This is a genomic window from Nocardia sp. NPDC056000 (genome assembly GCF_042269265.1).
Taxonomy (GTDB): domain Bacteria; phylum Actinomycetota; class Actinomycetes; order Mycobacteriales; family Mycobacteriaceae; genus Nocardia.
Map to the genome: position 1 here is coordinate 211,479 of NZ_JBHJXS010000008.1, position 20,092 is coordinate 231,570.

Here is a 20,092-nt window from a genome sequence, read left to right on the forward strand (position 1 = left end):
GGAAGCGAGTGCCCCAGTGAGCACCCCGGAGAACGGCACAACCGACGAATTCCAGGTCGACGAGCTGGTGGAGGAGACCACCGACGTCGATGAATTCGTGGACCCCGCCGACACGGAGGACGCTGAGCCGACCGCCGAAGAGCTGGCCGCACCCGTCGATGCCGAACCCGCCGATCCCGTCGCCGAAATGAAGGCCGCGCTGCGCCGCGCCCCCGGTGACTGGTACGTGATCCACTCCTACGCCGGTTACGAGAACAAGGTGAAGACCAATCTCGAGACCCGCGTGCAGAACCTCGGTCTCGAGGACTACATCTTCCAGGTCGAGGTTCCGACCGAAGAGGTCACCGAGATCAAGAACGGCCAGCGCAAGAACGTCAATCGCAAGGTGCTGCCGGGTTACATCCTGGTCCGCATGGAGCTGAACGACGAGTCCTGGGGCGCGGTCCGCAATACCCCCGGTGTGACCGGTTTCGTCGGCGCCACCTCGCGCCCGTCGCCGCTGTCCATCGACGATGTGGTGAAGTTCCTGGTCCCGGCCGCCAAGCAGCAGAAGCCCACCGCGGCAGCCGCTTCCGGCTCCGGCGAGACCTCGGGCGAGACCCCGATCATCAAGCCCACCATCGATGTGGACTTCGAGGTCGGCGAGTCCGTCACGGTCATGGACGGTCCGTTCGCCACCCTTCCGGCCAGCATTTCCGAGATCAATGCCGAGCAGCAGAAGCTCAAGGTGCTCGTCTCGATCTTCGGCCGTGAGACCCCGGTCGAGCTGGCGTTCACTCAGGTCGCCAAGATCTGACACACACTTGCAAACCGCAAGAACCTAACCAAGGACGAAAGATGCCCCCGAAGAAGAAGAAGGTTTCTGGGCTTATCAAGCTCCAGATCAAGGCCGGTGCGGCCAATCCGGCTCCGCCCGTTGGTCCCGCGCTGGGTCAGCACGGCGTCAACATCATGGAGTTCTGCAAGGCTTACAACGCCGCGACCGAGTCGCAGCGCGGGAACATCATCCCGGTCGAGATCACGGTCTACGAAGATCGTTCTTTCGATTTCAAGCTGAAGACCCCGCCTGCCTCGCAGCTGCTGCTCAAGGCCGCCGGTGTGCAGAAGGGCTCCGCCGAGCCGCACCGCAACAAGGTCGCGCAGGTCACCATGGATCAGATCCGTGAGATCGCCAAGACCAAGGCCGAAGATCTGAACGCCAACGATATCGATCAGGCCGCCAAGATCATCGCCGGTACCGCTCGCTCGATGGGTATCACCGTCGCGGAGTAGCCCTTTCGGCTGCAACTCCCGTGGGAGGGCCCGCCTGGCCCGAAAACCACGTCTGAACTTACGAACAGGACAGAACAACATGGCAAAACGAAGCAAGGCTTATCTCGAGGCGGCCGCCAAGGTCGACCGCGACTCGCTGTACGCACCGCTGGCCGCCGCGCGGCTCGCGAAGGAGACCGCCACCACGAAGACCGACGCGACCGTCGAGGTCGCCGTCCGTCTCGGTGTCGATCCCCGCAAGGCCGACCAGATGGTCCGCGGCACCGTCAACCTGCCGCACGGCACCGGTAAGACCGCCCGCGTCATCGTGTTCGCCGTCGGTGACAAGGCCGCCGAGGCCGAGGCCGCCGGTGCGGACGCCGTTGGCGCCGAGGACCTGATCGAGCGCATCCAGGGCGGTTGGCTGGACTTCGACGCCGCGATCGCCACCCCGGATCAGATGGCCAAGGTCGGTCGTATCGCTCGCGTGCTGGGCCCGCGTGGCCTGATGCCGAACCCGAAGACCGGCACCGTCACCCCCGATGTGACCAAGGCCGTCAACGACATCAAGGGCGGCAAGATCAACTTCCGCGTCGACAAGCAGGCCAACCTGCACTTCGTCATCGGCAAGGCGTCCTTCGACGACAAGAAGCTGGCGGAGAACTACGGCGCCGCCCTCGACGAGATCCTGCGTGTCAAGCCCTCCACCGCGAAGGGCCGCTACCTCAAGAAGGTGACGTTCTCGACGAACACCGGACCGGGCATCCCGGTGGATCCGAACCGCACCCGCAACTTCGCCGAAGAAGACTGATTTCTTCGACGGGCGAGCGTAGCAACGCACAAGCCTTAAGGGCCGGTACAGGGAAACCTGTACCGGCCCTTCGCTTTTCAGAGATCGTGCAGGTTGCAGAGTGCGCTGCCGGGATTCACCCCGCACAGCAACTTGGCGATCAGCGCGGGCAGCGGATTGACGAACGCGGTGGATCCGGCTTGGAGCAGGCTGGAACCGGCGTCGACTCCGGCCGAGCCGGTGCCCTTCGGCGGCAGGACGACGTCGGCGTTCGCCGGGGCGGCCGCCATTCCCGCGATGCCGACGCAAAGTGTCGCTGCGGCAAGGGTTTTGGTGAGCTTCTGGCTCATGGTGTTGACCTCCATGCTGGGTTGGTCGAACCCTAGCCGCGCTCCGGAAAATTGAAATACCTCAGTTTCACTGGCTTGTGAGGGGACCAGTTTTGGCGGATAGATGCACGTCCGCTATGCTGGTCCACGGTCACCGACCCGTTCGATGACCACCCAATCGTTCTACCGAAGACCGTTGGTTGCTGCCGCGAGGCAGTCGAAGGTCCAGCGTTACTGCTGGCGGCCCACGCAGGGAGAGCCGAGGTTGGGAAACCACTGCGAGTAATCGCCTTGTGTTTCTTATGCGCCCCGGGACTCTGCGTCCGCGGGGCGTTTGCTTTATCGCTGGCCCCTGGCGGAAGTCGGTAGTTCATCACGAACCGACCATCCAGAGAGGAGGCGAAGTATGGCAAACGCAGAGAAGGTCACCGCGGTAGCGGAGATCACGGAGCAGTTCAAGAGCTCGACGGCGACTGTCGTCACGGAATACCGTGGCCTGTCGGTCAGCAAGATCACCGAGCTGCGTCGTGCGCTCGGCAGCAATGTCAGCTACTCCGTCGCCAAGAACACCCTGGTCAAGCGTGCCGCCGCTGAGGCGGGCGTCGAAGGCCTGGATGACTTGTTCGTCGGTCCGACCGCCATCACCTTCATCAAGGGTGAGCCGGTCGACGCCGCGAAGGCGCTCAAGGCCTTCGCCAAGGACAACAAGGCGCTGATCATCAAGGGCGGCTACATGGACGGCGTCGCGCTGTCCGTTGCCGAAGTTGAGCGGATCGCCGACCTGGAGTCCCGCGAGGTCCTGCTGGCCAAGCTGGCCGGCGCCATGAAGGGCAACCTGTCGAAGGCCGCGGCGCTGTTCGCAGCCCCCGGCAACCAGCTCGCCCGCCTGTTCGCGGCGCTCGAGGAGAAGAAGGCGAACGAGGGTGGCGCTGCCGCTCCCGCCGCCGAGGCTCCTGCGGCCGACGCCGAATAAGTCACCACCCCAAACCTATTCGTCACCGCTCGCGCGGGGATGAACCACCGAAAGGAAACATCAATGGCTAACGTTGACGAGCTGCTCGAAACCTTCTCCGGCATGACCCTGCTCGAGCTCTCCGAGTTCGTGAAGGCGTTCGAGGACAAGTTCGAGGTCACCGCGGCTGCCCCCGTGGCCGTCGCCGCCGCCGGTGGCGCTGCCCCGGTCGAGGCCGCCGAAGAGCAGGACGAGTTCGATGTTGTCATCGAGTCGGCCGGCGACAAGAAGATCCAGGTCATCAAGGTCGTTCGCGAGATCGTCTCCGGCCTGGGCCTGAAGGAAGCCAAGGACCTCGTCGAGAGCGCCCCGAAGGCCATCCTGGAGAAGGTCAACAAGGAGGCCGCCGACGCCGCCAAGGCCAAGCTCGAAGAGGCCGGCGCGAAGATCACCGTCAAGTAATTCTTGGCAGGCGTTCTCACGTCTTTGAAAAGAGCGGTTCCCCTTGGGGGACCGCTCTTTTCGCGTATTCCAGTCCTCGTAATAACGTCGTTATTGCCCGCTCCGGAATGTTTCGTTACTGACCGGTCAGGTCTCGGTGTCCGAGACGGGGCTTATGCGATACAGTGACCGGACCTACTGTGATGCGCCACACCGCGCAATGCATCAGTGCAATTAGTGCAAGTGAGGGTCGCCGCAGTGGGGCGCTCGTCGGAGAAATTGTGGAGGTTGGCGTGGGCGTCGAGGTCAGGACCGAAGGCATCACCAAGTCGTTCGGTTCGCAACGGATTTGGCAGGACGTCTCACTGACGCTGCCGTCGGGGGAAGTCAGCGCGTTGCTCGGCCCCTCCGGTACCGGTAAGTCGGTGTTCCTGAAGTCGCTGATCGGCCTGTTGCGGCCGGAGCGCGGTTCCATCTACATCGACGGCACCGATATCACCACCTGCTCCAACAAGGAGCTCTACGAGATTCGTAAGTTGTTCGGCGTTCTGTTCCAGGACGGCGCGCTCTTCGGCTCGATGAACCTGTTCGACAATGTCGCGTTCCCGCTTCGTGAGCACACGAAGAAGAGTGAATCCGATATCAAGAAGATCGTCATGGAGAAGCTCGAGCTGACCGGTCTGCTCGGCGCCGAAGGCAAGCTCCCGGGCGAGATCTCCGGTGGTATGCGCAAGCGCGCCGGCCTGGCCCGCGCCCTGGTGCTGGACCCGCAGATCATCCTCGTCGACGAGCCGGACTCCGGTCTGGATCCCGTTCGCACCACCTATCTTTCGCAGCTGTTGATCGATATCAACGCGCAGATCGACGCGACGATCCTGATCGTCACGCACAACATCAACCTGGCGCGTTCGGTGCCGGACAACATCGGCATGCTGTTCCGCCGCAACCTGGTCATGTTCGGCCCCCGCGAGGTGCTGCTGACCTCGGACGAGCCGGTGGTGAAGCAGTTCCTGAACGGCCGCATGCAGGGCCCGATCGGTATGTCCGAGGAGAAGGACGAATCGCAGATGGCCCGCGAGCAGGCCATGTTCGACGCCGGTCACCACGCCGGTGGCGCGGAAGAGGTCGAGGGCATCATCCCGCAGATGAAGGCGCAGCCGGGTATGCCCGTGCGTGCCGCCGTGGGCCGTCGCCGTGAGCGCGTGCGTCAGATCCTGCACACCCTGCCGCCCGCCGCGCAGGAGGCGATCCGGCACTCCATGGAGGAGAACGGGGACGCCGACACACAGGTGATGCCCGCCTACACGGGCGGGTATGACGCCACCGTTCGCCACAACCTGACTAACGGGTAACATACCGCCCGTGAATCAAACCCTGACGCGGCTGCGCACCCCGGTCGAGTCGGGTCTTGCCCAGGCCGGCAACATCTTCGCGCTCCTATTGGATGTTATGCGGAAGACTTTCCGCCGGCCCTTCCAGTGGCGGGAATTCATCGAACAGTCGTGGTTCATCGCGAGTGTGTCGATTCTTCCCGCCGCCCTGGTGGCAATCCCGTTCGGCGCAGTGGTAGCCCTGCAGACCGGCTCGCTCATCAAGCAGCTCGGCGCAGAAGCATTCACCGGTGCCACCAGCGTGCTCGCAACCGTGCAGCAAGCCGCTCCGGTGGTCACCGCCCTGATCATCGCCGGTGCCGCCGGCTCCGCCGTGGCCGCCGATCTCGGCTCGCGCACCATTCGCGAGGAGATCGACGCCATGGAGGTGCTGGGCATCGATCCCATTCAGCGCCTGGTGGTTCCGCGCGTGCTCGGCATGATGCTGGTCGCGCTGCTCATGAACGGCTTGGTCGCGGTCGTCGGCATCTGCGGCGGCTATTTCTTCAATGTGGGCCTGCAGGGCGGTACGCCCGGCGCCTACCTGGCTTCGTTCTCCGCGCTCGCCCAGTTGCCCGACCTTTGGATCGGCGAGATCAAGGCCCTCATCTTCGGACTCGTGGCCGGCGTCATCGCCGCCTACAAGGGTCTGCATCCAAAAGGGGGACCGAAAGGAGTAGGTGACGCCGTGAACCAGTCCGTGGTTATCACGTTCCTGGTGCTGTTCTTCCTGAACCTGGTGCTGACCCTGATTTACCTTCAGGTCGTCCCGGCCAAGGGCGCGTGATCCATGGTTGTTTCGCAGCGCACCAACGCGATTCAGCGGGGGGCGCGCCGGTTCTCCGGTGTCGCCAAAGCGCCCATCAACCTGGTCGATCGCGCGGGCGATCAGATGTCGTTCTACACCCGGGCCGTCACCTCGATCCCGAAGACGCTGGTGCACTACCGCAAGGAGGTCATGCGGCTGCTGGCCGAGGTGACCTTCGGCTCGGGGGCGCTGGCGGTCATCGGCGGCACCATCGGCGTCATCGTCTTCATGTCGGCGTCGGTCGGTGTGGTCGTCGGCCTGCAGGGTTTCAAGGCCCTGGATTCGCTGGGTTCCGGTGTGCTCACCGGCTTCCTGACCGGGTACATCAATACCCGTGAACTCGCGCCCCTCGTTGCGGCGCTGGCACTTTCGGCCACGGTCGGTTGTGGTTTCACCGCGCAATTGGGCGCCATGCGCATCTCCGAGGAGATCGACGCGCTCGAGGTGATGGCGGTGCCCGGTGTGCCGTTCCTGGTGACCACGCGAGTGATCGCCGGTTTCATGGCGGTGATTCCGCTCTACATCGTCGGCCTGCTCGGCACGTATGTGGCGTCGCGGTTGATCAGCATCTACTTCAACGGGCAGTCGAGTGGTTCCTATGACCACTACTTCCAATTGTTCCTGCCACCTGAAGATGTCATCTATTCATTCCTGAAGGTGCTCGTCTTCGCGTTCGTCATCATCCTGGTGCACTGCTACTACGGCTTCAATGCCAGTGGCGGCCCGGCGGGCGTGGGTGTCGCGGTGGGTCGTGCGGTGCGCGCCGCCATCGTGCTGATCAATGTGCTCGATTTCTTCCTCAGCCTTGCCATTTGGGGCACGACCACGACGGTGCGGGTGGCCGGATGAGTAATCCAGAGCGCGTGCTTTTCTGGCGACGGACCGAGAAGCTGCGCAAGCGCACCATGGGCGTGCTGTTCTTCGTGGTGGTCGCGGTGTTCCTGTGGAGCACCATCGCCATCTACAACAAGCAGTTCGTGGATACGGTCCGGGTGAACCTGCTGACCGATACCGTCGGAAACGCCTTGACCCGCAACGCGGATGTGAAGGTCCGCGGTGTGACGGTCGGCGAGGTGCGCTCCAGTTCCTATGACGGCCATCAGGTGAAGCTGGACCTGGCGCTGGATCCGGCCAAGGCCGACAAGATCCCGGCCAATGTCACCGCGCGCCTGCTGCCCAAGACGCTCTTCGGTGAGCGCTATGTCGAATTGGTGTGGCCGCAGCAGCCGGACGGCAAATTCATCACCGAGGGCATGACCCTGCATCAGGACACCAGCGGGCACGCCATCGAGGTGAGCCAGCTGCTCGATCATCTGCTGCCGCTGCTGCAGGCGCTGCCGCCGCAGTACCTGGCCTCCACGCTCGGCGCGATCTCGCAGGCGCTGCAGGGGCAGGGCACCGAACTCGGCAAGACCATCGATCGCCTGGACGACATCTTCACCCAGGTGAATACCGAACTGCCGACGCTGCAAGAGGATTTGAAGAGCTTCGCCGATGTGGCCGCGGTGTATTCCGATGCCGCACCGCAATTGGTGGACGCGCTGGACAATCTGCGCACCACCAACGCGACCATCATCCAGAAGCGGCCGCAGATCGATCAGCTGCTCGCCACGCTGACCCCCAGCTCCTCGGATCTGGCGGACTTCCTGCAGGCCAACCGCGACAACATCATCGATGTGGCGGCCGATTCGCGGCCCGCGCTGGAAGCGCTGGCCAAGTATTCGCCCGGCTACACCTGTGCGCTGAAGAACTTCGCGCAGATGAAGCCGCGCATCGACGACCTGTTCGGCAAGGGCACCGATCTGCCCGGTTCGCGCGTGACGGTGGAGATCGTCAACCCGCGCGGCCGCTATGTGCCCAATCAGGATGAGCCGCGCTGGTTCGATCCCCGTGGCGCCATGTGCATTCCGGAGTACCCGCTGACGGTCGACCCGGGCCAGTACACCAACGGTTCGGCCAATGACGGCTCCTACCAGCCGCCCAGCCGCACCCCGGGTGATCAGGCCATCGGGCTCATGCCCGCGCCGCAGTACAAGGTGTTCGGCCCGCACGCGCCGACCACCGCCGGATCTCCGCAGGAGCAGCAGACGCTGAACACGATCTACGGTGCGGCCAACGGTGTTTCGCCGGAGCAGGTGCCCAGCTGGATGTCGCGCATCGCGGCCCCGGCCTTCCGCGGCAGCGAGGTGACCATCCGATGAGGGACCTGCTGCGCGGTCTCGGCGGCACGCTGACCAAACTCGTCATCTTCATCGTGGTGACGGTGCTCGCGACCGGCATGCTGGCGCTGACCATCGCCAATTACGGTGGCGGCGGCACCAAGTTCAATGCCCGCTTCACCGATGTGACCTCGCTGAATCCCGGTGACGAGGTGCGCATCGCCGGTGTGCGCGTCGGCAAGGTGACCAAGGTCGCCATTGTCGACAAGCGGCTGGCGAACGTGGAATTCGAAGTGACGGACCGCAATTGGCTGCCCGCCTCGACCACCGCGACCATCAAGTACCGGAACCTGGTCGGCCAGCGCTATATCGCGCTGGAGCAGGGTGCGGGGGAGCAGGGGCGCAAGCTCAACAAGGGCGGCACCATCTCACTCGAGCACACCAAGCCCGCGCTGAATCTGACCGAGCTGTTCAACGGTTTCCGGCCGCTGTTCCAGACGCTCACCCCGGATGATGTGAACAAGCTGTCCTACAACATCATTCAGGTGTTCCAGGGCGAGAAGGGCACCATCACCGATCTGGTCGCCAATACCGCCGCGCTGACCAATAAGCTCGCCGACAAGGACGCCGTCATCGGTGAGGTGGTCAAGAACCTCAACGCGATCCTGGACGCGGTGAATCAGCATGACGGACAGCTGGATCAGCTGATCGTCAATACCGAAGCGCTGGTCACCGGATTGAACGCGGATCGCGGCACCATCGGCTCCGCGGTCACCTCGCTCGGCAATCTGGCCTCGGCCACCGCCGATCTGCTGGTGCCGGTGCGGCCGAACCTGCAGGGCGCGATCGCGGGCCTGAACCAGTTGACCGGGACGCTGAACGATCGTTCCGACGAGGTCAACGAGGGTCTGGCGAATCTGCCGATCAAGATGGACAAGCTGGGCCGCGCCGCGAGCTACGGCTCCTGGTTCCAGTTCTACCTGTGCGGTATCGATATCGTCGCGGGTCCGGGTACGGCCGACGCGCCGCAGCTGAATCTGCCTCCGGCCATTGCGAATATGCCGACTGTCAATCAGCCGGTGTACACCAATCCGGCTCCCCGCTGCCATGGAAAGGGAGGCCGCTGATGGATGACCGGGTCGTGCTCGGTAAGCGCAGTCCGGCGTTCATGGGCGGACTGGGCCTGGTCCTGGTGCTGTTGGTCACCATGTCCGCGTTCAGCCTCGACAAGCTGCCCATCCTGGGCGCCGGCACCAAATACACCGCCGAATTCTCCGAGGCCGCGGGCCTGAAGAAGGGCAATGAGGTCCGCATCGCGGGCGTCAAGGTCGGCCAGGTGCAGGATGTGCGCCTGGACGGTGACAAGGTGCTGGTCGACTTCCGCACCCAGGACGCCTGGATCGGCAATGAGACCACCGCGTCCATCCAGATCAAGACGCTGCTCGGGCAGAAGTATCTGGCGCTGGATCCCAAGGGCGCGGATCCCGCCGATCCGTCCACGGCGATTCCGTTGTCCCGCACGGTTTCCCCCTATGACGTGGTGGACGCGTTCAGCGATGCCGCCGCCGATATCGAGGACACCAAGACCGATCAGCTGGCGCAGAGCTTCCGGGTGCTCTCGGAGGCGTTCTCCGGCACCCCGGCCGATATCCGCGGTTCCATCGACGGCGTCGCCCGGCTCTCGGAGACCATCGCCAAGCGCGATGACCAGCTCAAGAAGCTGTTCGGCGCGACCAAGAAGACCACCCAGGTGCTCGCGGACCGCAATGCGGAATTCGAGCGGCTCATCGGCAATGGCGGGCAGCTGCTCGCCGAGCTGAATATGCGGCAGCAGTCCATCGCGCAATTGCTCACCGGTGCGAAAACCATTGCGGCCGAACTGACCGCGCTGGTGCACGATAACGAGGAGCAGATCGGCCCGGCGCTGACCAACCTGCGCAAGACCATCGATCTGCTGAACGCGAACCAGGCGAACATCTCCAAGACGCTCACCCTGGCGGCCCCGTTCTACGGTCTCTACGCGAACGTGCTGGGCACCGGCCGCTGGTTCGACGCGGTGATCACCAACCTGATCCCGCCCGCCCTGCCCGATGTGCCGGGCGACCGTGCGCCGATCCGAAAGATGGGAGGCTAGCGATGGCGACCAATCCGCTGACCGCCCTGCGGGCGTCCAGTACCAAGAGCAAGCTCATCGCCGGTGTGGCGGTGCTGGCCGTACTGGCCGCCGGTCTGGCGTGGTGGGGGCTGGACAAGCTCAACACCACCACCATCACCGCGTACTTCGATAAATCGGTCGGCATCTACGAGGGTTCGGATGTCCGGATTCTCGGTGTGCCGGTCGGCAAGGTCGCCTCGGTGACCCCCGAGGGCGAGCAGGTCAAGGTGGTGCTGAACGTCGATCGCAAATACGACGTGCCCGCCGACGCCAAGGCCGCCCAGATCACCCCGTCGGTGGTCTCGGACCGGTACATCCAGCTCGCGCCCGCCTACAAGGGCGGTCCGAAGATGGGGCGCAACGCCACCATCCCGAAGGATCGCACCGCGACCCCGGTCGAGGTGGACCGGCTGTACAAGAGCATCACCGAACTCTCCGATGCCCTCGGCCCCAATGGCGCGAACAAGGACGGCGCGGTCAACGACCTGGCCCGCACCGCCGCGCAGAACCTCGCGGGCAATGGCGACGCGCTCGCCAACAGCTTCACGCAGCTGTCCAAAGCCGCTGCGACGCTGTCGGATTCGCGTACCGACATCTTCGATACGGTGAAGAATCTGCAGTCCTTCGTGCGGATGCTCTCCGATAACGACGCGCAGGTGCGGACCTTCAATTCGCAGCTGTCGTCGCTGGCCGGATTCCTGGCCGATGAGCGCCGCGATCTCGGTGACGCGCTGAGCCTGCTGTCCGTCGCACTCGGCGATGTGGCCCGGTTCATCGACAACAACCGGGAACTGGTGCAGTCCAACGCCGATGCGCTGACCTCGCTCACCAAAACCCTCGCCGATCAGCGCGACGATCTGGCCAAGGCGCTGCCGCTCATCCCGACGGCGCTGAGCAACCTGATCAACGTCCACAACGGCGAGACCGGCACCCTGGACATGCGGCCCAACTTCACCGATCTGCAGAACCCGTTCGGGGTGATCTGCAAGATGCTGGATCTGGGCAAGCTGCGACCGGGCGATCCCAAGTTCGACGCCATCTCGCGTCAGCTCAAGCCGATTCTGGACAACTGCGGGATCATCACCGATCAGCTCACCGCGGGCGTGAAGACGCCGTCGCTGGTGCTGCCGTTCGGCATCCTCAGCGGTGACAATGTTCAGCGCAATACGGTGCCCGGATCCGTACCGGGTGTGCCGTCCGATCAGCAGCCGCCGTCGACGCAGGAAGGTGGACAGCGATGAGCCGCAAGCGCATTCCCGCGCGGGCGCGCACCGCCGCCCTGGCGCGCCGCAGCACCGTCGCGCTCGCGGCGACGCTCGGCGCGGCGACGTTCGCGGTCGCGGGCTGCGGCAACGGCGCGTTCAGCGTGCCGCTGCCCGGTGGCGCGGACGTGGGCGATCACCCCATGCACCTGGATATCCGCTTCTCCGATGTGCTGGATCTGGTCCCGCAGTCGACGGTGAAAGTGGACGGCGTCGCCGTCGGCCGGGTCGACAAGATCGAACTCGCGCCGGACGGCTGGACCGCCAGCATCAAGGCCGTGGTGAACAAATCGGTGAACCTGCCCGCCAATGCGCGGGCCGAGGTGCGCCAGTCCAATCTGCTCGGCGAGAAGTTCGTCGAATTGTCCGCTCCCGCAAACGATCCCGATCAGGCGCGGTTGAAGGACGGTTCCACCATCAAGGTCGAGAACACCCGCACCGCCACCGAGGTGGAGCAGGTGCTGGGCGCGCTCTCACTGCTGCTCAACGGCGGCGGCGTGGCCCAGTTGCAGCCCATCGTGGTCGAGCTGAACAAGGCCCTGGACGGCCGCGACGCCAAGGTGCGCTCGCTGCTGGAACAGGCCAACACCCTCATCAACGGGTTGAATCAGCAGGTCGACGACATCACCCGCGCACTGGACGGGCTCAACACCCTCGGCAGCCGGGTCGGTCAGCAGACCGAGCAGATCGGCAAGATCCTCGACGAGTTGCCGCAGGGCATCAAGATTCTCGAGGAGCAACGGCCGCAACTGATTCAGCTGCTCACCCAGCTGGATCGGGTGGGCCAGGCCGGATTCGACGTGCTGGATCACTCCAAGGAGAACCTGATCACCGACCTGAGCTCGCTGCGGCCCACGCTGCAGGAGCTCGGCAAGTCGGCGGGCGATCTGGTGACCGCGTTCCCGCTCATCCCGACCTATCCGTTCCCGGACGAGGCGATCAAGTCCGCGTTCGGCGGTCAGGTCAACACCTGGCTGTCGGTGGACCTCGAGGTCGGCACCCTGCTGTCGAATCTCGGTGTGGGCAAACCGGATCCGACATACCTGCCGCCCAACGGCCGTCAGGTCAACGTCGATCCGAGCAACCCGTACTACAACGGCAACGGACCGCGCGGTGGCTGGCCCACCGTCTCACTGCTGCCGCTGCCGCCCACCGTGGCCCGCCCGACCGGGGCCCCCGGACCGTTCGATCCGCTGGGATCGATTCTCGACCAGCTGGGAGTGGGTGGTCCGCGATGAGCCGTCTGGTACGCAACCAGCTGATCCTGTTCGTGATCATCGCGGTACTCGGCGTCACCTTCGTGGGCGCCAAGTACGTGCGGTTGAACAATATGCTCGGCTTCGGGCTGTACAAGGTCACGCTGCAGATCAACAACACCCCCGAGCAGCCCGCGGGCACGGGCAACCTGTCCAAGGGCGCGGAGGTCACCTACCGCGGTGTGCCGGTCGGCCGGGTCGGCGATCTCGACATCACGCCGGACGGCGTCATCATCACGCTGGAAATGGACTCCGGTAAGCCGAAGGTCCCGCTGAGCGCGAAGGCCGTCATCGCGGACCGCTCCGCCATCGGTGAGCAGTACGTGGATCTGCAGCCCACCAACAACGGTGCGCCGTACCTGAAGGACGGTTCGGTCATCACCGGCGCGGTGCTGCCCATCCGGGTCGAGGAACTGCTCTCCAGCGTCGACCATTTCGCCCAGACCACCGACCTCGCGGCGCTCAGCACCGCGGTCACCGAACTGGGTAAAGCCTTCGACGGCAAGGGCAATGACCTCAAGGTGCTGGTCGAATCGCTCAACAAGTTCACCGCCACCGGCGTGGACTCGCTGCCGCAGACCCTGGCCCTGATCCGGGACGCGCGCGGCGTGCTCGCCACCCAGTCCGAGCAGGGCCCGGCCATCCGCAATTTCAGCGACGGGCTGGACAAGCTCTCCGCGCAGCTGCGCTCCAGTGATCCGGATATCCGCCGGCTCATCGGCACCAGCACCAGCGCGGGCGCGCAATTGCAGAAGCTGATCCAGGAATCCGGCCCGGCCCTGACCCAGGACCTGACCAACCTGCGCACGCTGCTGCTCACCATCTCGCCCAAGTTCTACGCACTCGGCCCGGTGCTGCAGATGCTGCCGCTGCTGTCCATCGGCGCGTCGGCCACGGCCCCCGGTGACGGCACCACCCACTTCGGCCTGGTGCTGGAAACCAATAACCCGCCCGCCTGCACCGTCGGCTACGAGGGCACCCAGGCCATCATCGACCAGATGAAGGCGCAGAACCCGAACTTCGACGATTCGCGCGACGATTTTCCCTTCAATACCGAGGCGAAATGCGCTGTCCCGCAAGGCAGTGAGACCGCCGTCCGCGGCGGCGCGCACGCCGAGACGGCCGACCCCAGCGTCCCGCAGCCGTGGGATGACAAGCCCAAGTACGACCCGGAGAAGCTCAACCTGAACCCGGTCGCCAATCAGTTGGCCACGCTCATGGGCGTGACCACCAAGCGGTGACGCGCCGCGCCGTAATCCGGCCGCGCGTCCGCCGTCAGTACCCCGGCGTGTGCCATCTACCCCGATGGCGCACGCCTCAGGCGTGGAAATGCGCATAGCCGACGTGGTTCGGCGCGGAGAGGAAAGTATGGTGGCGGCGTGAGCCAGCAAAAGGACAGCAACCAGGGGGAACGCCCCGGCGACCCGATCGGGACCCCGGCCGGACCGACCCTGGAGCCGAACTCCCCAGCTGGCTCCGCGCCCGCGGACGCCCCCGTCGACGCGGCGGGGGGCGATGCCACCGTCGCCCTCGGCAAGGCCGCAGCCGCCGATATCGCCGACGACGGTGACTCCGGCGCTGCCACCGAGGCAGCCGACGCCCCTGCCGATGCGGCGGATGCCGCCGCGGATTCGGCGGCCGCCGCGGACCGGGCCACGCCCGATGCGGACGCGGTTCCGCTCGGCGAGTCCGGCGATGCGCCCGGTGCCGGAGCCGCCCGCGGCAAGGGTGCTGGCAAGAGTGAAACCGCCTCCGCCGCAAAGGAATCCGGAGCTTCGGCAGCGAATTCGGCTGCGGCCGAGGCGAGTACCCCGCGCCGGGTGATCACCCTCGCGTCCATCGCACTGCTGGCCGTCGCGGCCGTCGCCGCGGCCTGGTTCGGCGGCACCTGGATCGTGGGCGGGCTGCTGCGGGACAAGCCGCGCGGCGACGCCCGCGATGCCGCGCTGGCGGCCGCGCAGCAGGCCGCCATCAACATCACCTCGATGAACCTGAACGACATCGACGGATCGCTGGCGCTGGCCCGCTCCTCGATGACCGGCGATCTGCTGGACGCCTCCACCAAGAACGAGGCGCAGATCAAGAAGACCGCCGCCGATTCCAATGTCAACACCACCTCCAAGGTGGTGGGCGGGGCTATCACCGAGCTCAACTCGGAGCGGGATCAGGCCGGTGCGCTGGTCGTGCTGGAGGTGACCGAATCCGGGGCCGGTAAGCCCACCGGCCGCCTGCGCTACACCTGGTCGGTGGACGTCGTCCTGAAGGACGGGGTCTGGAAGGCCGATCAGGTCGAGGCGGTGGCCGATCCGGTCTCGGTCGGCGGCAGCGCCCCCGCCCAGCAGGCCCCGGCCGACCCGACCACCCCGCCCGCCCCGCAACCGGGTAACTAGGAGACCGCGATCATGGCCAATCGACGCCCCGTCAATCGCGTCAGCTCCAAGCGCCGCCCCGCCGCCCAGCGCGGCAGCGGTAACCGCACCACCGCAGCCGACGTCCAGAAGACCGAATCATCGCGCGGCGCAACGGGTTCCGGCCGCGGCGCGATCACTTCCGCGCAGGGTGGCGCCACCCGTGCCACCGGCCGCCCCGGAGCGTCCCAGCGCGGCCCCGGCCTGTCGAAGAACCAGTCCGCGCCCGCACAGCGCCCCCCTGCCCGTCCTGGCGATTTCTGGCGCAACTGGCGGCTCGCGATCATCTGCGGTACCGCGGCGGTCCTACTGGCCGCCCTGGCCGTCGTGGGGGCCCTGAAACCGGGTGTGGACGACGGCAACCGGGCCTATGTCGACAACTCCTCGACCGATGAGGTGAAGGCGGCCGCCCGCAACGCCCTCACCACGATCTACGGCTACAACGCCAAGGACATCGACAAGTTCCGCGATACCGCCCGCGGGGTGATGACCGGCAAGATGCTCGAGGAGTTCGACAAGGACAAGCTCCTGGACACCGGTATCGACGCCATCAAGCAGACCCAGACCGATACCAAGGCCACCGCCGACCCGATCGGGGTGACCCTTCTCACCGGCGACCACGCGGAACTGCTGGTCAACCTGAATATCGCCGCCATCAAGGACGGCAAACCGCAGCCCCTGGCCGCGGGCCCGATCGTGCTGCGCATGCAGAAGGTCGGCGGTAAATGGCTCGCGGCGGAGATCGCCGACCGCTGACCGCCCTGCCCCGGCGAACGCGCCGGTGAGCGGCGGTATCCGGTGACCGGACATGACATACCCGGCGACGGCCCCCGATTTCCGGGGGCCGTCGCGCCGTTTCCGGGCCCATTGCGCGACGTAGCCGGGTGATCTTGTACTGGGGCAGGGGATCTCGCGGTTTGTCAACTTCTCGCGCCACTTGACGAGTTTCGTCCGACCCGTCACGCTATTCACAACAGCGGCGGCTGTCACAGGGGACAAGACGCCGACGAGGGCCTCGAGGAACGCAGCCAGCGGACACCGAGCCCGGTCGGCACCGGGGTGTGGCACCGCCGACGTGGTCTTCACTTCGCAGCGATGCGGTGTGGTCACCACCGCGACACGCTTCGGCGCGTTAGCCCTCCGGGGCTCGCCACGGGTGGTACTTTGACACCCCCGTAGGTTTGGGTGTAGTTTTGGACGTTGCGCTGGCTGCCTCCTGTCCATACCTTGATCGCATCGACGAAAGTTCCACCTTCCGGTGTTACTTCCGCTGTTTGCTGCCTCGGTTTCGGTTGGGTCGTCACCAGCGGAATTCGTAGCAGACAAGCGACGGTCGCGGACCACCACGCGACGCGCGTGAGGTGCTGGAAGGACGCATCTTGGCAGTCTCCACCCAGACCAAGGCCGGTATTCCCGGAGCCCCGAAGCGGGTGTCTTTCGCGAAGATTCGTGAGCCCCTCGAGGTTCCGGGTCTTCTCGATCTACAAACCGATTCGTTCGCCTGGCTGGTCGGTGCACCGACTTGGCGGGAAAAGGCAGTCGCCCGAGGCGACGTCAACCCCTTCGGCGGGCTCGAGGAGGTGCTCGAGGAGCTCTCGCCGATCGAGGACTTCTCCGGTTCCATGTCGCTGTCCTTCTCCGACCCGCGCTTCGAAGAGGTCAAGGCCTCCATCGAGGAGTGCAAGGACAAGGACATGACCTACGCGGCGCCGCTCTTCGTGACCGCGGAGTTCATCAACAACAACACCGGTGAGATCAAGTCTCAGACGGTCTTCATGGGTGATTTCCCGATGATGACCGACAAGGGCACGTTCATCATCAATGGCACCGAGCGTGTTGTCGTTTCGCAGCTGGTCCGTTCGCCGGGCGTGTACTTCGACGATTCCATCGACAAGTCCACCGAGAAGACGCTGCACTCCGTGCGCGTCATCCCGTCCCGTGGCGCGTGGCTGGAATTCGATGTCGACAAGCGCGACACCGTCGGCGTGCGTATCGACCGCAAGCGCCGGCAGCCGGTCACCGTGCTGCTCAAGGCGCTGGGCCTGACCACCGAAGAGATCGTGGAGCGCTTCGGCTTCTCCGAGATCATGATGTCCACCCTGGAGAAGGACAGCACTCCGGGTCAGGACGAGGCGCTGCTGGATATCTACCGCAAGCTGCGTCCGGGCGAGCCGCCGACCAAGGAGTCCGCGCAGACCCTGCTGGAGAACCTGTTCTTCAAGGAGAAGCGCTACGACCTGGCGCGCGTCGGTCGCTACAAGATCAACAAGAAGCTCGGCCTGAACCTGGACAAGCCCGTCACCGGTTCGACGCTGACCAAGGAAGACATCGTCGCGACGATCGAATACCTGGTCCGTCTGCACCAGGGCGATCGCATGATGACCGCTCCCGGCGGCTCCGAGGTCCCGGTCGACGTCGATGACATCGACCACTTCGGTAACCGTCGTCTGCGTACCGTCGGCGAGCTGATCCAGAACCAGATCCGCGTCGGCCTCTCGCGTATGGAACGCGTCGTGCGCGAGCGGATGACGACCCAGGACGTCGAGGCGATCACGCCGCAGACCCTGATCAACATCCGTCCCGTCGTGGCCGCGATCAAGGAGTTCTTCGGAACCTCCCAGCTGTCGCAGTTCATGGACCAGAACAACCCGCTCTCGGGTCTGACCCACAAGCGCCGCCTGTCGGCTCTTGGCCCGGGTGGTCTGTCCCGTGAGCGCGCCGGCCTGGAAGTCCGTGACGTCCACCCGTCGCACTACGGCCGCATGTGCCCGATCGAGACCCCGGAAGGCCCGAACATCGGCCTGATCGGTTCGCTGTCGGTGTACGCGCGGGTCAACCCGTTCGGTTTCATCGAGACCCCGTACCGCAAGGTCGAGAACGGCCGCGTCACCGATGAGGTCAAGTACCTCACCGCTGATGAGGAAGACCGCCACATCCGCGCCCAGGCGAACTCGCCGGTCGACTTGGACGGCAACTTCCTCGAGGCCCGCGTCCTCGCCCGCCACGGCAACGAGGAAATGGAATACGTCGGCGCGCAAGAGGTCGACTACATGGACGTCTCGCCGCGCCAGATGGTGTCGGTCGCGACCGCCATGATTCCGTTCCTCGAGCATGACGACGCCAACCGTGCCCTGATGGGCGCGAACATGCAGCGTCAGGCCGTGCCGCTGATCCGTTCCGAGTCGCCGCTGGTCGGCACCGGTATGGAGCTGCGCGCCGCCGTCGACGCCGGCGATGTCGTCGTGAACGCCAAAGCCGGTGTGGTGGAAGAGGTTTCGGCCGACTTCATCACCGTCATGCATGACGACGGCACCCGCCGCTCGTACCGCATGCGCAAGTTCGAGCGCTCCAACCAGGGCACCTGCGCCAACCAGCGTCCGATCGTGGACGAGGGTATGCGCGTGGAGGCCGGGCATGTGCTCGCCGACGGCCCCTGCACCGAGAACGGTGAGATGGCGCTCGGCAAGAACCTGCTCGTGGCGATCATGCCGTGGGAAGGCCACAACTACGAGGACGCGATCATCCTGTCGCAGCGCCTCGTGGAGGATGACGTGCTCACCTCGATTCACATCGAGGAGCACGAGATCGACGCTCGCGACACCAAGCTCGGTGCCGAGGAGATCACCCGGGATATCCCGAACGTCTCCGACGAGGTCCTCGCGGATCTCGACGAGCGCGGCATCGTCCGCATCGGCGCCGAGGTTCGCGACGGCGACATCCTGGTCGGCAAGGTCACCCCCAAGGGCGAGACCGAGCTGACCCCGGAAGAGCGCCTGCTGCGCGCCATCTTCGGTGAGAAGGCTCGCGAAGTTCGCGATACCTCGCTCAAGGTGCCGCACGGTGAGTCCGGCAAGGTCATCGGCGTCCGCGTGTTCTCGCGTGACGACGACGACGATCTGCCCCCCGGCGTGAATGAACTGGTCCGCGTCTACGTTGCACAGAAGCGCAAGATCCAGGACGGCGACAAGCTCGCCGGTCGCCACGGCAACAAGGGTGTCATCGGCAAGATCCTCCCGCAGGAAGATATGCCGTTCCTCCCGGACGGCACCCCGGTCGACATCATCCTGAACACGCACGGTGTGCCGCGTCGTATGAACATCGGTCAGGTGCTGGAAACCCATCTGGGTTACATCGCCAAGACCGGCTGGCAGGTCGACGGCTCTCCCGAGTGGGCCAAGCGCCTGCCGGAGGAGATGATCGGCCAGCCCGCCGACACCAATATCGCCACCCCGGTATTCGACGGTGCGCGCGAGGAAGAGCTGACCGGCCTGCTCGGTTCGACTCTGCCGAACCGCGACGGCGAGAAGATGATCGACGACAACGGTAAGGCTGTACTGCTCGACGGCCGCTCCGGCGAGCCGTTCCCGTACCCGGTCTCGGTCGGCTACATGTACATCCTGAAGCTGCACCACCTGGTGGATGACAAGATCCACGCGCGTTCGACGGGTCCGTACTCGATGATCACGCAGCAGCCCCTCGGTGGTAAGGCCCAGTTCGGTGGTCAGCGCTTCGGTGAAATGGAGTGCTGGGCGATGCAGGCGTACGGCGCCGCCTACACCCTGCAGGAACTGCTCACCATCAAGTCCGACGATGTCGTTGGCCGCGTGAAGGTTTACGAGGCGATCGTCAAGGGCGAGAACATCCCGGAGCCGGGTATTCCGGAGTCGTTCAAGGTTCTGCTCAAGGAACTCCAGTCGCTGTGCCTGAACGTCGAGGTGCTGTCCTCGGACGGCGCCGCGATCGAAATGCGCGATGGCGATGACGAGGACCTGGAGCGCGCCGCGGCGAACCTGGGCATCAACCTGTCCCGCAACGAGGCTGCGACGGTCGACGACCTGGCGCAGTAAGAGCGATCGGTCTGGGAGCGCTTTGAGCGCATTGCGAAAAGCGCTCCCAGGCAACGGATTTAGC

Annotated in this window: 18 protein-coding genes; 17 read left to right on the forward strand and 1 reads right to left on the reverse strand. The window is 65.2% G+C overall.

The genetic code is table 11. The annotated features are described in order from the left end of the window. The first annotated feature begins 16 nt into the window (after positions 1-16). From nusG to rplA, 3 genes are all read left to right on the forward strand, one after another. Entirely contained in the window at positions 17-796 is a 780-nt protein-coding gene (gene nusG / locus ACFC4D_RS24370; RefSeq protein WP_375964396.1) for a transcription termination/antitermination protein NusG, read from the forward strand. 41 nt (positions 797-837) lie between these two features. After that, the gene (gene rplK / locus ACFC4D_RS24375; protein ID WP_364642821.1) at positions 838-1,272 is read left to right on the forward strand and encodes a 50S ribosomal protein L11; all 435 of its coding nucleotides are present in this window, start codon (positions 838-840) and stop codon (positions 1,270-1,272) included. 79 nt (positions 1,273-1,351) lie between these two features. Further along, a complete protein-coding gene (gene rplA, locus ACFC4D_RS24380; protein WP_364642819.1) occupies positions 1,352-2,062 on the forward strand; it encodes a 50S ribosomal protein L1 in 711 nt (236 codons plus the stop codon). 77 nt (positions 2,063-2,139) lie between these two features. Here the strand turns inward: rplA and ACFC4D_RS24385 are convergent, their stop codons facing one another. Further along, the gene (locus tag ACFC4D_RS24385) at positions 2,140-2,406 is read right to left on the reverse strand and encodes a hypothetical protein (RefSeq protein WP_376066774.1); all 267 of its coding nucleotides are present in this window, start codon (positions 2,404-2,406) and stop codon (positions 2,140-2,142) included. Between the two features lie 370 nt (positions 2,407-2,776). Here ACFC4D_RS24385 and rplJ point away from each other — a divergent pair, with 370 nt between their 5' ends. The 14 genes from rplJ to ACFC4D_RS24455 all read left to right on the forward strand — a co-directional run bounded on the left by rplJ (position 2,777) and on the right by ACFC4D_RS24455 (position 20,028). Further along, positions 2,777-3,343 (forward strand): 50S ribosomal protein L10, encoded by a 567-nt coding sequence (gene rplJ, locus ACFC4D_RS24390; RefSeq protein ID WP_364642815.1) that lies wholly within the window; start codon positions 2,777-2,779, stop codon positions 3,341-3,343. A 63-nt stretch (positions 3,344-3,406) separates the two neighbouring features. After that, entirely contained in the window at positions 3,407-3,784 is a 378-nt protein-coding gene (gene rplL / locus ACFC4D_RS24395) for a 50S ribosomal protein L7/L12 (protein ID WP_364642813.1), read from the forward strand. 272 nt (positions 3,785-4,056) lie between these two features. Beyond that, a complete protein-coding gene (locus ACFC4D_RS24400; protein ID WP_364642811.1) occupies positions 4,057-5,115 on the forward strand; it encodes an ABC transporter ATP-binding protein in 1,059 nt (352 codons plus the stop codon). Between the two features lie 97 nt (positions 5,116-5,212). Next, entirely contained in the window at positions 5,213-5,920 is a 708-nt protein-coding gene (locus ACFC4D_RS24405; protein ID WP_364642997.1) for an ABC transporter permease, read from the forward strand. A 3-nt stretch (positions 5,921-5,923) separates the two neighbouring features. Beyond that, entirely contained in the window at positions 5,924-6,790 is an 867-nt protein-coding gene (locus ACFC4D_RS24410; protein ID WP_375964403.1) for an MlaE family ABC transporter permease, read from the forward strand. Next, positions 6,787-8,142, forward strand: coding sequence for an MCE family protein (locus ACFC4D_RS24415; protein ID WP_376066775.1), 1,356 nt, complete (start codon positions 6,787-6,789; stop codon positions 8,140-8,142). Before ACFC4D_RS24410 ends, ACFC4D_RS24415 begins: the two co-directional genes overlap by 4 nt. Next, positions 8,139-9,227 carry an MCE family protein gene (locus tag ACFC4D_RS24420; protein ID WP_375964407.1) on the forward strand — a complete coding sequence of 363 codons (1,089 nt, stop codon included), beginning with the start codon at positions 8,139-8,141 and terminating at the stop codon, positions 9,225-9,227. Before ACFC4D_RS24415 ends, ACFC4D_RS24420 begins: the two co-directional genes overlap by 4 nt. After that, the gene (locus ACFC4D_RS24425) at positions 9,227-10,234 is read left to right on the forward strand and encodes an MCE family protein (RefSeq protein WP_376066776.1); all 1,008 of its coding nucleotides are present in this window, start codon (positions 9,227-9,229) and stop codon (positions 10,232-10,234) included. The genes ACFC4D_RS24420 and ACFC4D_RS24425 overlap by 1 nt, the downstream gene beginning before the upstream one ends. Before the next feature lie 2 nt (positions 10,235-10,236). Further along, complete coding sequence (locus tag ACFC4D_RS24430; protein WP_364642803.1) at positions 10,237-11,496, forward strand: MCE family protein; 1,260 nt, start codon at positions 10,237-10,239, stop codon at positions 11,494-11,496. Beyond that, on the forward strand, positions 11,493-12,755 hold the full coding sequence (locus ACFC4D_RS24435; protein WP_376066778.1) for an MCE family protein: 1,263 nt from the start codon (positions 11,493-11,495) through the stop codon (positions 12,753-12,755). The genes ACFC4D_RS24430 and ACFC4D_RS24435 overlap by 4 nt, the downstream gene beginning before the upstream one ends. Then, entirely contained in the window at positions 12,752-14,014 is a 1,263-nt protein-coding gene (locus ACFC4D_RS24440; protein ID WP_376066781.1) for an MlaD family protein, read from the forward strand. The genes ACFC4D_RS24435 and ACFC4D_RS24440 overlap by 4 nt, the downstream gene beginning before the upstream one ends. A 138-nt stretch (positions 14,015-14,152) precedes the next feature. Then, complete coding sequence (locus ACFC4D_RS24445; RefSeq protein WP_376066784.1) at positions 14,153-15,163, forward strand: hypothetical protein; 1,011 nt, start codon at positions 14,153-14,155, stop codon at positions 15,161-15,163. Positions 15,164-15,175: 12 nt separating this feature from the next. Continuing rightward, complete coding sequence (locus ACFC4D_RS24450; protein ID WP_376066785.1) at positions 15,176-15,937, forward strand: hypothetical protein; 762 nt, start codon at positions 15,176-15,178, stop codon at positions 15,935-15,937. 605 nt (positions 15,938-16,542) lie between these two features. Beyond that, positions 16,543-20,028, forward strand: coding sequence for a DNA-directed RNA polymerase subunit beta (locus ACFC4D_RS24455; protein ID WP_375964423.1), 3,486 nt, complete (start codon positions 16,543-16,545; stop codon positions 20,026-20,028). Positions 20,029-20,092 lie beyond the last annotated feature (64 nt).